Raw genomic sequence first — 14,952 nt, forward strand, 5'->3', positions numbered from 1 at the left:
GCGATGCCCACCACCCCGATCACGGCGGACGCGCTCAACCGGACCACGCTCGCGCGCCAGCAGCTGCTCACCCGCTCCGACGACGACGTCCCCGCCGTCGTCGGGCGGGTGGGCGGCCTGCAGGCGCAGCACGCCGACATGCCGTACATCGCCCTGTGGGCGCGACGCTCCGGGCAGACGATCGGGGTGCTCGAGGAGGCCCTGACCGACGGCGAGGTCGTGAAGGCGACCGTCATGCGGTCCACGCTGCACGTGGTGCCCAGCGCGGACTGGCCGCTGCTCGACGCCGTCTCCGCGGAGCAGCGGCTGGCGGCGTGGCGTGCGAGCGCCCGGCGGGCGGGCGTCGACCTCGTGGGCCTCAACGCCGCCGTGCGCGCGTACTGCGCCGAGCCCCGCACGCTGGACGAGGTGGAGGCGTTCGCCGCCGACCAGTACCCCGGAGTCGACGCCGTCGCGGCGATCCCGGGCGGCGTGAGCCGCGCGTGGTGGCGGCTCGCGAGCGCGGGCGGCGGCCTCGTGCACGTGCCGCCGAGCGGGCTGTGGGGCTCCCACGTCGCGGCGCGCTACCAGGACGGCGCGCGCTGGCTCGCCGACCGCGTGCCGCACCCGCTGCCCGAGACCGCCCCGGACGAGGCGCGGGCCCGCGTCGTCGCGAAGTACCTGCGGGCCTTCGGGCCGGCGTCCGCCCGCGACGTCGCCCGAGGCGTCGGCATCCGCGGCGTCGGGGCGCTGAAGCGTGCGCTCGCGCTCCTGGAGCTGCGGACGTACGCCGCGCCCGACGGCCGCGAACTGGTCGACCTGGCCGACGCCGAGATCGTGCCCGGGGACGTGCCCGCGCCGGTGCGGCTCCTGCCGCGCTGGGACCAGCTGCTCGTGGCGCTGGACGAGCGGTCACGGATCGTCGACGCCGAGCGCGCGGGGCTCGTCTACCGGCGCAACGCGGACGTGCTCCCCACCCTCTGGTTGGACGGCCGCGTGGCCGGCACGTGGACCCTGGACGTCGACGCCCGCCGTGCCACCGTGCACGTCGAGCCCTTCACCGGCGACGCCTGGGCGCACCACCGGACCGAGGTGGAGGCGGAGGCCGCCGCGCTGCTCGATCTTGCCGCGGCCGACGCCCCCGAGCGCGAGGTCACCTGGGCGGCCGAGGCCGCACGAGAGTCCGGCCGAGCACGCCGTTGAGCATCGCCGAGACGGCGACGCCCACGACGATCCACACGAGGGCGGTCACGAGCGCCGAGGCCGCGTCGCCGGGGCCCGTGAACGCGAGGGCGGCGAGGATCACGGTGACCAGCGCGACCAGCCAGCCGAAGAACATCCGCGGCCGCGGCACGACGCGCACGAGCGCCTGGAGCACCACGGCCGCGAGCAGGGCGAACAGGGCACCGGTCAGCGCCCACGCCAGCCCGGGGGCGCCGGGCACCAGGCGGGACGGGCCGAGCAGCCCGACGTCGAACGCGCTGTCGAAGACCACCGACGCCGCGAGCCCCAGGACGGCGCAGACCACGACGGTCACGGCGGCGCCGGACCAGAAGCGGCCGCGGTCCAGCTCGAGCAGCCCGCGGGACGTCGCCGCCGGCGCGTCCCAGGCGTCCGCGGGCTCCGCCGTGGGCACCACGGACGGGGGCGGCGTGACGCCGCCTGGGGACATGCCGGGCGTCCACGCCGTCGGGTCGCCCGGGTTCGTCGGGCCGCCTGGGGGCCGCGTGTCGGTCATCGGTTCTGCCTCCTGCCCTCGGTGACGGTGCCAGCCGACCACACCCCGGGTGCGGTCGCACGGGCGGGACGTCCCGTGCCACGCCGTGGACGGCCTGTCCGGCCTGCGCGCGGGTGTGGCACCATGTGGCCCATGACACGCCTCGCGCACCAGCGTCGCTCGCTCATCATTCGGTAGCGCGTCCGGCACACCCGCCGGACGCGCAGACCTTCCGTACCCCGGGGGGTCTTTTTTGTTGACCAGAACGCCCAGAGCTTCTCGACGTGGGGAGTCCCGCATGACCGCCACCCCGTTCCACGTGTACGACACCACCCTGCGCGACGGCGCGCAGCAGGAGGGCATGAACCTCTCCGTGGCGGACAAGCTGGCCATCGCGCCGCTGCTGGACGAGCTGGGGGTCGGCTTCATCGAGGGCGGTTGGCCGGGCGCCGTGCCCAAGGACACCGAGTTCTTCCGCCGGGCGGCGAAGGAGCTGGAGCTGAGGAACGCCGTGCTCGCGGCGTTCGGCGCCACCCGCAAGGCGGGCACCCGCGCGTGGGACGACCCGCAGGTGCGGGCCCTGCTCGACTCCGAGGCGCCGGTCGTGACGCTGGTGGCGAAGTCGGACGTGCGGCACGTGGAGCGGGCGCTGCGCACCACTCCCGACGAGGGCCTCGCGATGATCGCGGACACGGTGGCGTTCCTCGTGGGAGAGGGCCGCCGCGTCGTGGTGGACGCCGAGCACTTCTTCGACGGCTACCGGTTCGACCCGGTGTGGTCCCGGGCGGCGGCGGAGGCGGCGTTCGAGGCGGGCGCCGAGGTGGTCACGCTGTGCGACACGAACGGCGGCATGCTGCCGCACTGGGTGACCGACGTCGTGACCGAGGTGCGGGAGTCCCTGGGCCTGCCGCACGGGCGTGACGCCGTCGCCGGGGACCGGCTGCTCGGCATGCACGCCCACAACGACTCGGGCTGCGCCGTCGCGAACACGCTCGCGGCGGTGGCCGCCGGCGCGTGGCACGTGCAGGGCACGGTCAACGGCTACGGCGAGCGCACGGGCAACGTGGACCTCGTCACCGTCGTCGCGAACCTCGAGCTCAAGCACGGCCTGCGCACCCTCGCCGGGGAGGGGCTCGAGGACGCGACCCGCATCGCGCACGCGGTCGCCGAGATCACCAACATCTCCCCGTACGCGCGCCAGCCCTACGTGGGGGCGAGCGCCTTCGCCCACAAGGCGGGCCTGCACGCGAGCGCGATCAAGGTCGACCCCGACCTGTACCAGCACATCGACCCCACCGCCGTCGGCAACGACATGCGCATGCTCGTGTCCGACATGGCCGGGCGGGCGTCGATCGAGCTCAAGGGCCGCGAGCTGGGCTACGACCTCAGCGGCCAGGCCGAGCTGCTCACCCGCGTCACGACGCGGGTCAAGGACGCCGAGGCGCAGGGCTACACGTTCGACGCCGCCGACGCGTCGTTCGAGCTGCTGCTGCGGGAGGAGCTCACCGGCACCCGGCAGACGTACTTCCGCGTCGAGAGCTGGCGGACCATCGTCGAGACCGTCGCCGGCGGGCCCGGGCACGACGCGTCGAGCCGGGAGGCCGACGCGGTCGCCGAGGCGACGGTGAAGCTGCACGCGGGCGGCGAGCGCGTGGTCGCGACCGGTGAGGGCAACGGCCCCGTGAACGCGCTCGACCAGGCGCTGCGCAGCGCGCTGACGCGCGTGTACCCGCAGATGGAGAAGTTCGAGCTCATCGACTTCAAGGTGCGCATCCTCGACGCGCAGCAGGGCACCGACGCCACGACGCGCGTGCTGGTCGAGACCACGGACGGGCAGCACTCCTGGTCGACGGTGGGCGTGGGCCCGAACGTCATCGAGGCCGCGTGGGAGTCGCTCATCGACGCGTACGTCTACGGCCTCGTGCACGGGGGCGTGGAACCGCGCTGAGCGGGGCTACCGCGGAGGGCGGCCGTTCGTCAGGCGGTGCGGCCGGACGGCCTCGTACGTCGCCTTGAGGGCGGCCGTGGTCCGGTCGTAGCGGCGCTGCGCCACGCGCACGAAGAGGAAGTCGACGACGGCGAGCTGGGCGATGCGGCTCGACATGGCGCCCGAACGGAACTGGGTCTCGCGCGCCGTCGTCGCGAGGACGACGTCGGCGAGCTCCGCCAGGGGTGAGGCCGGGAAGTTCGTGACGGCCACGGTGGTGGCGCCCGCGTCGCGTGCCAGCGTGAGCGCCTGCACGGTCTCCACGGTGGTGCCCGTGTGCGAGACAGCGACGGCCACGCAGCCCTCGCCCAGGAGCGCCGCGGACTGGAGCTGGCCGTGCAGGTCCACGGGCGCGAAGCAGGCGATGCCGATGCGGGTGAGCTTCTGGCCGAGGTCCTGCGCCGTGAGGCCGCTCGACCCGGCGCCGTAGACGTCCACGCGGGGCGCGGAGGCCACGGCTTCGACGGCGTGCTCCAGGGCGTCGAGGTCGAGCATGCGCGCCGTCTCCTCGATCGTCCGCGCCTCGTGGAAGGCGATCTTGGAGACGACGTCGGTGGCGGTGTCGGTCCGGTTGATCTCGCCCTCGGCGATGCCGGAGCGCTCCAGCTCGACGGCGCGCCGGCTCGTGGCCTGCGCGAGGTCGATGCGGAACTCGGGGTAGCCGGCGTAGCCGACGGCGCGGCAGAACCGGACGACCGTCGCTTGCGAGGTCCCCGCGCGGGCGGCGAGCTCGGTGATGGTGGCGCCGACGACGCCGGGCGGGTCGTCGAGCACGACCGCGGCGATCCGCGCCTCCGCGGGGCGCAGCGTGGGCAGCGCCTGGCGGAGCCGGACGAGGACGTCACCGTTCATGCGCGGATCTCCTTCCCGGCGGACGCCGGAGACGGGTGGGCGGTTTCCCGGACCGTGAGCCAGGTGTCGTGCGGTTCCACGAGCTCGCCGTCGCGGGGGTCGACGAGGGACCGGGCGAGGCGCAGCGCGCCGTCGAGGGGGCTCCCGTCGGCGGGGACGAGCCGCACGTCGGGACGCAGGGCGGACAGGCGGGCCCTGAGCGGCGTGGTGACGGGGGCGCCGATCTGCAGGACGCCGCCCGTGACCGCCGCGAGCGGCGGGATCCCGGGGCGGAGCGCGGCGGCGAGGCTCTCCGCGAGGTGGGTCCCGGCGTCGTGCAGGATGCCGCTCGCGACGAGGTCGCCCGCGGCGGCGGCGTCGGCGACGGCCGGCGTGAAGGACGCGAGGACGTGCGCGCGGTCGGGGCGCCCGTACAGCGCGGCGGGCCAGCCGTCGACCGGGCCGAAGCGCTCGAGCGCGGCGGCGAGCAGCGTGGGGGAGGCGGGCCCCGGGCGCCCGTCGTGGGTGGCGACGGCGGCCCGCAGGCCGTGCGCGCCGATCCACGACCCGGAGCCGAGGTCGCCGAGCAGGTGGCCCCAGCCGTCCGCGCGGTGCCACCGGCGCCGCAGGTCGGTGGCGAGGACGATCGCGCCCGTGCCGACCGCGGCGACGGCGCCGGGCCGGCCGCCGAGGGCGCCGAGGTGCGCGGCGAGCGCGTCCGCGGCGACCGCCGTGGCCGGGGCGCCCGCGGCCTGCAGCACCTCGTGCAGGGCGCCGGGGTCGGGGACGAGCGACGGGAGGCCGGTGACCGACACGGCGGCCGCGGCGACGCGCAGTCCCGGCTGCCGCACGGCGAGGGTGTCCACCAGCTCGGCGACGACGTCGGCCGCGTCGCTCCCGGAGGCGGTGATGCGGACCGGGCGGCCGGTGAGCGTGATCGGGGTGCCGCCGGGGCCAGCGGTACCGTCGGTGCCGTCGGTGCCGCGCGCGGGCACGGCGACGAGGCGGGCGCCGCTGCCGCCGACGTCCACGGCGACGACGTGCTCGGGCACGAGGGAGACGTCCGGGCCGGTCACGGGACCCAGTGTGGCAGCGATTTTCTCAGGTTGGGCACCTCACAAAAAGAATCTCACCCACGATGCGTCCCGGCCCCGCTACCGTGGAGACGTGCATGGTGAGTACAAGGTTCCCGGTGGCAAGCTCGTGACGGTCGACCTCGACGTGCGGGACGGGTTGCTCGCCGACGTCAGGCTCAGCGGCGACTTCTTCCTCGAGCCGGACGACGCCCTCGAGGTCATCGACTCCGCACTCGTCGGGCTGCCGCGCGAGACGTCGACGAGCGAGCTCGCGCGCGCCGTCGACGACGGGCTGCGCATCGCCGAGCAGGACGGCCGCGTGACCGGCAGCGTGACGATGGTGGGCTTCGACGCCTGGGCCGTCGCGGTCGCGGTCCGCCGCGCGCTGGGGCTGGCCACGACGTGGGACGACCACACCTTCGAGGTGCTGCGCCCCGGCCCCCTGCCCCCCGCGACGCTCGCCGCCCTGGACCAGGTGCTCACCGAGGAGCTGGCCGAGGGGCGCCGAGGGCCCACGCTGCGGTTCTGGGACTGGAACGAGCGCGCCGTCTTCATCGGGTCGTTCCAGTCGCTGCGGAACGAGGTGGACCCGGCGGGCGTGCGCGATCACGACGTCACAGTGGTGCGCCGTATCTCCGGCGGCGGCGCCATGTTCATGGAGGCCGGCAACTGCGTGACGTTCTCGCTGGTCGTGCCGGCGTCGCTCGTCGACGGCCTGTCGTTCGAGCAGTCGTACGCGTTCCTCGACTCGTGGGTGCTGGGCGCGCTGCACGACGTCGGCGTCGAGGCGTACTTCTCCGGCATGAACGACGTCGCGTCGCCCGCGGGCAAGCTCGCGGGCTCGGCGCAGAAGCGCCTGGCCGGCGGCGCCGTGCTGCACCACATGACGATGGCGTACGACATCGACAACGCCAAGATGCTCGAGGTGCTGCGCATCGGCCGCGAGAAGCTCTCCGACAAGGGCACCACCAGCGCCAACAAGCGGGTGGACCCCCTGCGCTCGCAGACCGGCATGTCGCGCGACGAGATCGTCGACGCGTTCGAGGCACACTTCAAGGCCCACCACCGGACCGTGGACTCCGCGCTGCGTCCCGACGAGCTGGACCGCGCCGAGGAGCTGGTCCGGACGAAGTTCGCCGACCCGGCCTGGATCAACCGCGTGCCCTGAGCGACCCCGCGCGCAGCCCGCGCGCCGCCCCCGCACCGACCGCGACGCGCCGAGAGGTCACCGTCCTGTCACGCATTGGTGCGGGGGCTTTCGTTATCCCCGGCCGGTCAGTTATCTTCCTCGTGGAGCGATGCCCCGGAACTTCCTTTCAAGCCGGGGCGGCGCTCGCGATCACCACGGCGATCAGCATGACAAGCGAGACGACGACGTCACGCCGGACGACGAGGACGTCGGCAGGACATGACCGCGAGAACGGCGCGCGACCGCGACAACGGCGGCGCCGCGCACCACGGAGGGCGGCCCAGCGGCCGCCGGGGGAGGACGACGATGCGTCGAGACATGTGGACCCGCAGGAACGTGGGGGCCGTGGCCACCGCGGCGCTGGTGGCGCTCGGCGTCGCCGCGTGCGGGAGCGGCGGCTCCGGGGACGGCGGCGGCGACGGGACGGTCGACGGCGAGGGCAAGACCCTCGACGTCTGGATCATGCAGGGCACGAACCCCAGCGCCGACGCCTTCTTCGACGAGGTCGGCACCGCGTTCACGGAGGAGACGGGCGCGGAGCTGAACGTCGAGTTCGTCGAGTGGGCGGACGCCCACGACCGGTTCGTCACGTCGATCGCGGGCCAGACCATGCCCGACGTCGCGGAGACCGGCACCACCTGGACGCCGGAGTTCGCCGACGCCGGCGCGCTCGCGCCGCTCGACGACTACGTGGCGGAGGCCGGCCTGGGCGACGATCTGGTGGACGGTCTCGTCGAGGCCGGCACCTACGACGGGCAGCTGTACGGCATGCCCTGGTACGCCGGCGTCCGCTCGCTCGTGTACAACACGGAGATCTTCGAGGAGGCCGGCGTCGAGCCGCCCACGACCTGGGCGGAGATCGAGTCGGCGGCCAAGGCCATCAAGGAGAAGTTCCCGAAGAAGACCGCGATCGCGGTGCCGGGCGACGCCGAGTTCACGGTGTACCCGTGGGTGTGGGGCGCCGGAGGCGAGGTCGCGACGCTCGACGGCGACACCTGGACGTCCGGGCTCGACAGCCCCGAGGCGCAGGAGGGCCTGAGCTTCTGGACCGGGCTCGCCGCGGACGGCTACTCGTCGGCGGGCGCCACCACCTGGCGCGAGACCGACGTGCTCGACGCCTTCGCGCAGGGCGACGTCGGCATGGCGATCATGGGCTCCTGGACGCCGGGCGCCATCGTCGAGGCGAACAAGGACATGGACGGCAAGTTCGCCGCCGTCCCGATCCCGGGCAAGGACGGCGGGATGTCGCCGTCGGTCCTCGGCGGCTCGCACCTGTCCGTGTTCGAGACGGCGGAGGACAAGGACCTGGCGTTCGCGTTCGTGGAGCTCATGACGACCGGTGAGTTCGCCACGAAGTGGGGCGAGCAGGCCGGCTACTTCCCGGGGCAGAAGTCGCTCCTGGACGAGACGTTGAAGAGCACCGACCCGCTCGTGGCCCCGTTCGCGCAGCAGTTCGTCGAGGGTGGCGCGTCCGTGCCGGTCTCGCCGAACTTCGGGGCCGTGCAGGCCAAGCTCACGACGAGCACGATGATGCAGTCGATCCTCTCCGGGAGCGAGGACGTGCCGACCGCCAGCACGAAGGCGGCCGACGAGATGACGTCGCTGCTCAACGGTGGCAGCTGACGCATGACGAGCACCCTCCCCGTCGCGGTCCCCGCCGGGCCCGGGCAGCAGCCCGGGCCCGGCGGGCGCCGCCCGCTCGGCAAGTCGCTCCTGGCGCGGGTGCGGCCGTGGATGCTGCTGACGCCCGCGCTGCTCGTGCTGGCGGTGCTGCTCCTGTGGCCGCTGGTGCGGGTCGGGCTGTTCTCCCTCCAGGACTACGGGCTGCGGGAGATCGTCTCCGGCGAGCCGAACTGGATCGGCCTCGCCAACTACGTCGAGGTGTTCACGTCCGAGCAGCTGTGGGCCGTGGTGCTGCCCAACACGGTGGTCTTCGCCGTGCTGTCGGTGTCGTTCACGGTGGTCTTCGGCACCGCCGTGGCCGTGCTGCTCGCGTCGCTCGGCCGCGTCTGGCGCACCATCGTGTCCAGCGCGATCATGGCGGCCTGGGCGATGCCCGCCGTCACCGGCACGTACGTCTGGGTCTGGATCTTCGACGCCGACCGCGGCGTGTTCAACCACGTGCTGCAGGCGCTCGGGCTGCAGGACGCACCCGTCAACTGGTTCACCGATCGCTGGTCGTTCTACGCGATCGTGCTGCTCAACGTGGTGCACCACGGCTTCCCGTTCGTCGCGATCACCGTGCTCGCGGGCCTGCTCGGCGTGCCGAAGGAGCTGCTCGAGGCCGCGGAGATCGACGGCGCCGGGCCGTGGCGCCGGTTCTTCTCGGTGATCGTGCCGCAGCTGAAGCAGATCTTCGCCGTCGTGATCATCCTGTCGACCATCTGGGACTTCAAGGTCTTCGCGCAGGTCTACCTCATGCCCGGCGGCGCCGGCAGCAACCGCGAGGTGCTCAACCTGGGCGTCTGGTCGTACACCGAGTCGTTCGGGCAGAACCGGTACGGCTTCGGCGCCGCGATCGCGGTGCTGCTGACCCTGCTGCTGCTCGCCATCACCGTCGTGTACGTCCGCACGATCCTGAAGGAGGAGGAGCTGTGAGCCGGCCGACGACCGCGACGCGGGTGGGCAAGGGGGTCGCCGTCGCGCTGCTCCTGGTGTTCACCCTCTTCCCGGCCTACTGGATGCTCGTCAGCGCGCTCGACGGCAAGGCGGGGCGCGGGTCGTCCTTCGTGCCCGCCGACCCGACGCTGGAGCACTTCGAGTTCGTGCTCACGGACGGCGGCTTCGACGTCTTCCTGCGCAACTCGCTGCTCGTGGCGCTCGGGACGGTGCTCGTCTCGTCGCTGCTCGCCCTGCTGGCGTCGGTGGCGGTGGCGCGCTTCCGCTTCACGCTCCGCACGCAGGTGCTCATGCTCGTGCTGATCGTGCAGATGGTCCCGCTCGAGGCGCTCGTCATCCCGCTGTTCGTCCAGGTGCGCAACCTGGACCTGCTCGGCACGCTGACCGGCCTGGTCGTGGTGTACGTGGCGCTCGCGCTGCCCTTCGGCATCTGGATGCTGCGCGGCTTCGTCGCCGCCGTGCCGGTGGAGCTGGAGGAGGCCGCCTACCTCGACGGTGCCACCTGGGGCCGCATGTTCCGGTCCATCCTGCTGCCGCTCGTCGCGCCCGGCCTCGTGGCCACGAGCATCTTCAGCTTCATCACGGCGTGGAACGAGTTCGTCTTCGCGATGACGCTGCTCGGCGGCGAGACGCAGAACTACACGGTGGCCATCGGGCTGCGCTCGTTCTTCGGGCAGCACTCGAACGACTGGGGCGCGATCATGGCGGCCTCGACGATCATCACCGTGCCCGTGATGATCTTCTTCATCGTCGTCCAGCGCCGGCTCGCGTCCGGGCTGACGTCCGGGGCGGTGAAGGGGTGAACGACGTCCGGCGGGCCGTGCACGGGGTGCTGCTGCCCGGCTTCACCGGGACGACGCCCCCTGCCTGGCTGCTCCACGCTGCGCGCGACGGGCTGGCCGGGGTGGTGCTGTTCGCGCACAACACGCCCGACGTGGCGACGACGGCCGCGCTCGCGACACGCCTGCACGACGCCGAGCCCGACCTGCTCGTCGCGACCGACGAGGAGGGCGGCGACGTGTCACGGCTCGAGGCCGCGACCGGGTCGTCGCTGCCCGGCGCCGCGGCGCTCGGAGCGGCGGACGACGTGCGGCTCACCGGGGCCGCGGGCGAGGCGCTGGGCCGCCTGCTCGCGGCTGCGGGCGTCGACCTCGACCTCGCGCCCGTGCTCGACGTCGACACGCCCGGCAACCCGGTCATCGGGGTGCGGGCGTTCGGCACCGACGCAGAGGCGGTCGCGCGGCACGGCGTCGCGTTCGCCCGGGGCCTGCAGCGCGGCGGCGTCGGCACGTGCGCCAAGCACTTCCCGGGGCACGGTTCCACGACCGTCGACTCGCACCTCGCGCTGCCCGTCGTGGAGGCCGACGCCCGGACCCTGCGCGGCCGCGACCTCGTGCCGTTCGCGGCGGCGTTCGCGGGCGGCCCCGGCGACGAGGGTCCCGCGGCCGACGCCCTCATGACGGCGCACGTCGTCGTGCCCGCGCTCGGGCCCGCGCCGGCGTCCCTCGAGCCCGCCGTCGCGGCGCTCGCCCGCGAGCTCGGCCACGAGGGGCCGATCGTCACCGACGCCCTCGACATGCGCGCCGTGTCCGACGGCGCCGACGTCGGCGAGGCCGCGGTGCGCGCGGTCGAGGGCGGCGCGGACCTGCTGTGCCTGGGGACGACGACCGGGCGGGACGACGAGGCGCTGTTCCGCTCCGCCGCCGACGCCCTCGTGGCCGCGGTCGGCACCGGGCGGGTGAGCCTGGACCGGCTCGCCGCGTCCCGGCGACGCACCGCCGCCCTGGTGCGCCGGCTGCGCGCCCGGCGGGTCGCCGCCATGCCGGCCCCGGCCGAGGAGGCGCTCACCGCGCTCGCGGCCGTGGGGGCCGAGGCGGCGCGCCGGGCCGTGCGCGTCGTCGGTCCGTCGCCGGCGCTCGCGGGAGCGCCCGACGTCGTCGACCTGCGGCTGCGGCTCGACCACGCGGCCGGGCGCACCGCGCAGCACGTGCAGCGCGCCGTCGCCGCCCGCTGGCCGGGCGCCCTCGTGCACACCGCCCCGGACGACGACGCCGTCGACGCGCTGCAGCGCGCCGGGGCCGGGCGGCCGCTGGTCGTCGTGACCCGCGAACCCGTCCCCGGCGGCGACGAGCACGAGCGCCTGGCGCGGCTGCAGCGGGCGCGCCCGGACCTCGTCGTCGTGCACACGGGCGCGCCGGCCGCGGGGGAGCGGTGGCTCGCCGAGCTCCCGGGCGGGCTGCCCGCGACCGTCCTGGCCTGCGGCACCGGCCGGGCCAACGCCGAGGCCGCCGTGGCACTCCTCGCCGGGGAGCTCGCCCCCGAACCCCCGGAGGTGGCGCGATGATCGTCATCGGCATCTCGTCCGGCACCAGCGTCGACGCGATCGACGCCGCGGCCGCCGACCTCGACCTGCGCCCCGACGGCACGCTCTCCCTGCGCCCGCTGGGGCACGCCGAGTACGCCTGGCCCGACCACCTGCGGCGGCGCATCCTCGCGGCCCTGCCGCCGGCCACCGCGGACCTGGGCGAGGTGTGCCAGCTCGACACGCTCGTCGGGCAGGAGCTGGGCGCCGCCGCCCGGCGCGCCGTCGACGACCTCGCGGGGGGCGACGCGGACCTCGTGGCGTCGCACGGGCAGACCCTGCACCACTGGGTGGTGGCGGGTCGTGCCCGCGGCACGCTGCAGCTCGGCAACCCGGCCTGGATCGCGGAGCGCACCCGACGACCGGTGGTCAGCGACTTCCGGGTCGCCGACGTCGCCGCCGGCGGGCAGGGCGCGCCGCTCGTGAGCGTGCTGGACGCGCTGTGGCTCGGGCACGACGGGCCTACCGGCACGAGATATTCCGCGGCGCTCAACGTGGGCGGCATCGCCAACGTCACCGTCGTCGGCGCGCACGACGAGCCGGTGCTCGGCTGGGACACCGGGCCCGGCAACTGCCTGCTGGACGCCGCGGTGCAGAGGCTCACCGGGCAGCCGTTCGACCGCGACGGGGAGCTCGCTGCCAGCGGCGTCGTGGACCACGAGGCGCTGGACGCGCTGCTGGACGAGCCGTACTACGCGCTGCCCGTGCCGCGGTCCACCGGCCGGGAGCTCTACGACGGCGAGTACGTGACGACGCGGCTCGGCGCCGCGGGGGTGCGAGCGGACCGGCTCAGCACCCCCGACCTGGTCGCCACGCTCACGGAGCTCACCGCGACCACCGTGGCGCGGTCGCTCGCCGACCACGCGCCGGGCGGGGGCGTCGAGCGGGTCGTGATCTCCGGCGGCGGGGCCCGCAACCCTGTGCTCCGCGACCGCCTGCGGGCGCTGCTCCCGGCCGGCACCGCCCTCGAGACCGCGGACGACCTCGGGCTGCCGGCGGACGGCAAGGAGGCGTACCTCTTCGCGCTGCTCGGCTTTCTCGGCGTGCACGGGGTGCCCGGCACCGCGCCCGGCCCGCACCGGCGGCAGGCCACCGGGGCCCGCCGGCCGGTAGTCCTGGGGTCGCTCACGCCCCCCACGCCGCTGCCCGTGGAGGCGGTCCGCACCCCGGTGCGGCGCCTCGCGCTCACCACGGCACCGAGCGTCCCGACCACTGCGCGCGACCTGACGAGAGGAAGCACCCGATGAGCGGAGCGACCGTGCCCGACCCCTCCGTGCCTCCGGACGCCGGCCCCCCGGACGACGTGCTCGACGTCGCGCGGCTCGTCTCGCCGACGGAGGAGCGCAACCCGCGCACCACCGACATCGACCTGCTCCCGCCGGCCGACGTGGTCCGCCTCATCCTCGACGAGGACGCCGGTGTCGCCAGCGTGGTGCGCGCGGAGCGGTTCCGGGTCACGCAGGCGGTGGAGCTCGCGGTCGAAGCGATCCACGCCGGCGGGCGCGTGCACTACGCGGGTGCGGGCACGTCCGGCCGCCTCGGCGTGCTGGACGCCGTCGAGCTGCTGCCGACCTACGGCGTCGGCCCCGAGTGGTTCGACGCGCACCTCGCCGGCGGTCCCGACGCGATGACCGTCCCGGTCGAGGGTGCGGAGGACGACGCCGACGCCGGCCGGCGCGACCTGGACCACGTCGGCCCGCACGACCTCGTCGTCGGGCTCGCGGCCAGCGGCCGCACACCGTACGTGGGCGGGGCGCTCGACCTGGCCCGCGAGCGCGGGGCGCGCACCGCGCTCGTCAGCGCCAACCCGGCAGCGCCGCTGGCCGACCGGGCGGACGTCGCGATCCTGCTCGACACGGGGCCCGAGGCCGTGACCGGCTCGACCCGGATGAAGGCCGCCACCGCGCAGAAGATCGTGCTCAACACGTTCTCGACCGCCACGATGATCCAGCTCGGCAAGACGTACTCGAACCTCATGGTCGACGTCCGCGCGTCCAACGCCAAGCTCCGCGCCCGGCTCGTGCGCCTGCTGAGCCAGGCGACCGGCCTCGCGCCGGAGGTCTGCGCGCCTGTGCTCGCCGACGCCGGCGGGGAGGTGCAGGTCGCGCTGGTCATGCTGCTGGCGGGGGTGGACGCCGCGGCGGCGCGCGGCGCGCTCGCCGGGGAAGACGGCGTCCGCGGAGCCCTCGGGCGTCTCGGCGCCGCCCCGCCGAGGTAGTACCGGAACCCGCGAGGTAGTACCCGAACCCGCGAGGTAGTACGAATTCTCGTGAGGTAGTACCTGAGTGCGCGAGGTAGTCCAGGCAATATGGACAAGTCGTGCATTCTCGGTACTACCTCGGCCCGGTTCGTACTACCTCGGCGGTAGCCGTACTACCTCGGCGCGATGGGTACTACCTCGCGGGGGTGGGGCGGGCGCCGAAGACGGCGGTGCCGACGCGGACGACGGTCGCGCCCTCGGCGACGGCGAGCTCGAGGTCGCCGGTCATGCCCATGGAGAGCTCGCGGGCGTCGCCCGTCCCCGGAGCCCCGCTGGCGAGCACGGCGTCGCGGACCGCGCGCAGCCGGGCGAAGCCGGCCCGCACGAGCGCCTCGTCGCGACGCTCGCCCAGGCGGGCGCCGATCGTCATGAACCCCGTCAGGCGCAGCCCCGGCAGGGCCGCGACGTCGAGCGCGAGCGCCGCCGCGTCGTCGGGCGCGACGCCGGACTTGCTCTCCTCGCCGGAGACGTTGACCTGCACGAGCACGTCCAGGGCGCGGCCGTCGCGCTCACAGCGCACCGACAGGGCGCGCGCGAGGGCGAGGGAGTCCACGGAGTCGACGGCGGCGGCGACGCCGAGCACCTGGTTGACCTTGTTCTTCTGCAGGTGACCGATGAGGTGCGCCTCGACGCGTCCCGCGGCGACGAGGTCCGCCAGGGCCGGCGCCTTCGCGACCAGCTCCTGGACCCGGTTCTCGCCGACCAGCACCGGCCGGTCGTCGCCCTCCGCGGCGGCGAGGTCCAGCGCGGCCCGCACCCCCGCAAGCACGGTCGCGGCGTCCTGCGTCTTGGTGGCCAGCAGCACGCGGACCTCGCGCGGGTCGCGCCCCGCCGCGCGGGCGGCGGCCGCGACGCGGTCGTGGACGGCGGCCAGGCGTGCGGGGATCCCGGGACACTCGGTGGGCATGGTGGCCAGTCTACGAACGCCGTCG

Annotated in this window: 13 protein-coding genes; 9 read left to right on the top strand and 4 right to left on the bottom strand. The window is 74.8% G+C overall.

Annotation, left to right across the window (positions count from 1 at the left end; all coding sequences use genetic code 11):
• Positions 1–3 precede the first annotated feature (3 nt).
• Complete coding sequence (locus ACQP6G_RS08445; RefSeq protein ID WP_429763841.1) at positions 4–1,182, top strand: winged helix DNA-binding domain-containing protein; 1,179 nt, start codon at positions 4–6, stop codon at positions 1,180–1,182.
• Here the strand turns inward: ACQP6G_RS08445 and ACQP6G_RS08450 are convergent.
• Positions 1,133–1,717 carry a hypothetical protein gene (locus ACQP6G_RS08450; RefSeq protein WP_429763842.1) on the bottom strand — a complete coding sequence of 195 codons (585 nt, stop codon included), beginning with the start codon at positions 1,715–1,717 and terminating at the stop codon, positions 1,133–1,135. The two genes, ACQP6G_RS08445 and ACQP6G_RS08450, sit on opposite strands and share 50 nt — an antisense overlap.
• Before the next feature lie 277 nt (positions 1,718–1,994).
• Between ACQP6G_RS08450 and cimA the strand changes: the two genes are divergently transcribed.
• A complete protein-coding gene (gene cimA, locus ACQP6G_RS08455) occupies positions 1,995–3,644 on the top strand; it encodes a citramalate synthase (RefSeq protein ID WP_429763843.1) in 1,650 nt (549 codons plus the stop codon).
• 6 nt (positions 3,645–3,650) lie between these two features.
• Here cimA and ACQP6G_RS08460 read toward each other — a convergent pair whose 3' ends face one another.
• Positions 3,651–4,535 (bottom strand): MurR/RpiR family transcriptional regulator, encoded by an 885-nt coding sequence (locus ACQP6G_RS08460; protein ID WP_429763844.1) that lies wholly within the window; start codon positions 4,533–4,535, stop codon positions 3,651–3,653.
• Positions 4,532–5,590 carry a BadF/BadG/BcrA/BcrD ATPase family protein gene (locus tag ACQP6G_RS08465; RefSeq protein ID WP_429763845.1) on the bottom strand — a complete coding sequence of 353 codons (1,059 nt, stop codon included), beginning with the start codon at positions 5,588–5,590 and terminating at the stop codon, positions 4,532–4,534. Before ACQP6G_RS08465 ends, ACQP6G_RS08460 begins: the two co-directional genes overlap by 4 nt.
• A gap of 91 nt (positions 5,591–5,681) precedes the next feature.
• Between ACQP6G_RS08465 and lplB the strand changes: the two genes are divergently transcribed.
• The 7 genes from lplB to ACQP6G_RS08500 all read left to right on the top strand — a co-directional run bounded on the left by lplB (position 5,682) and on the right by ACQP6G_RS08500 (position 13,978).
• Positions 5,682–6,758: a lipoate-protein ligase small subunit gene (gene lplB / locus ACQP6G_RS08470; protein WP_429763846.1), complete on the top strand. Its 1,077-nt coding sequence runs from the start codon at positions 5,682–5,684 to the stop codon at positions 6,756–6,758.
• Positions 6,759–6,998: 240 nt separating this feature from the next.
• Positions 6,999–8,402, top strand: coding sequence for a sugar ABC transporter substrate-binding protein (locus tag ACQP6G_RS08475; protein WP_460624636.1), 1,404 nt, complete (start codon positions 6,999–7,001; stop codon positions 8,400–8,402).
• A 3-nt stretch (positions 8,403–8,405) separates the two neighbouring features.
• Complete coding sequence (locus ACQP6G_RS08480; RefSeq protein WP_429763847.1) at positions 8,406–9,377, top strand: carbohydrate ABC transporter permease; 972 nt, start codon at positions 8,406–8,408, stop codon at positions 9,375–9,377.
• Entirely contained in the window at positions 9,374–10,201 is an 828-nt protein-coding gene (locus tag ACQP6G_RS08485) for a carbohydrate ABC transporter permease (RefSeq protein WP_429763848.1), read from the top strand. The genes ACQP6G_RS08480 and ACQP6G_RS08485 overlap by 4 nt, the downstream gene beginning before the upstream one ends.
• Positions 10,198–11,742, top strand: coding sequence for a glycoside hydrolase family 3 N-terminal domain-containing protein (locus ACQP6G_RS08490; RefSeq protein WP_429763849.1), 1,545 nt, complete (start codon positions 10,198–10,200; stop codon positions 11,740–11,742). Before ACQP6G_RS08485 ends, ACQP6G_RS08490 begins: the two co-directional genes overlap by 4 nt.
• On the top strand, positions 11,739–13,007 hold the full coding sequence (locus ACQP6G_RS08495; RefSeq protein ID WP_429763850.1) for an anhydro-N-acetylmuramic acid kinase: 1,269 nt from the start codon (positions 11,739–11,741) through the stop codon (positions 13,005–13,007). Before ACQP6G_RS08490 ends, ACQP6G_RS08495 begins: the two co-directional genes overlap by 4 nt.
• On the top strand, positions 13,004–13,978 hold the full coding sequence (locus tag ACQP6G_RS08500) for an N-acetylmuramic acid 6-phosphate etherase (RefSeq protein ID WP_429763851.1): 975 nt from the start codon (positions 13,004–13,006) through the stop codon (positions 13,976–13,978). Before ACQP6G_RS08495 ends, ACQP6G_RS08500 begins: the two co-directional genes overlap by 4 nt.
• A gap of 175 nt (positions 13,979–14,153) precedes the next feature.
• On the opposite strand, the gene ACQP6G_RS08505 is transcribed toward ACQP6G_RS08500, so the two are convergent.
• Positions 14,154–14,927, bottom strand: coding sequence for a YggS family pyridoxal phosphate-dependent enzyme (locus tag ACQP6G_RS08505; RefSeq protein ID WP_429763852.1), 774 nt, complete (start codon positions 14,925–14,927; stop codon positions 14,154–14,156).
• Positions 14,928–14,952 lie beyond the last annotated feature (25 nt).

The organism is Isoptericola nanjingensis (assembly GCF_050311635.1).
GTDB classification, from domain to species: domain Bacteria; phylum Actinomycetota; class Actinomycetes; order Actinomycetales; family Cellulomonadaceae; genus Isoptericola; species Isoptericola nanjingensis.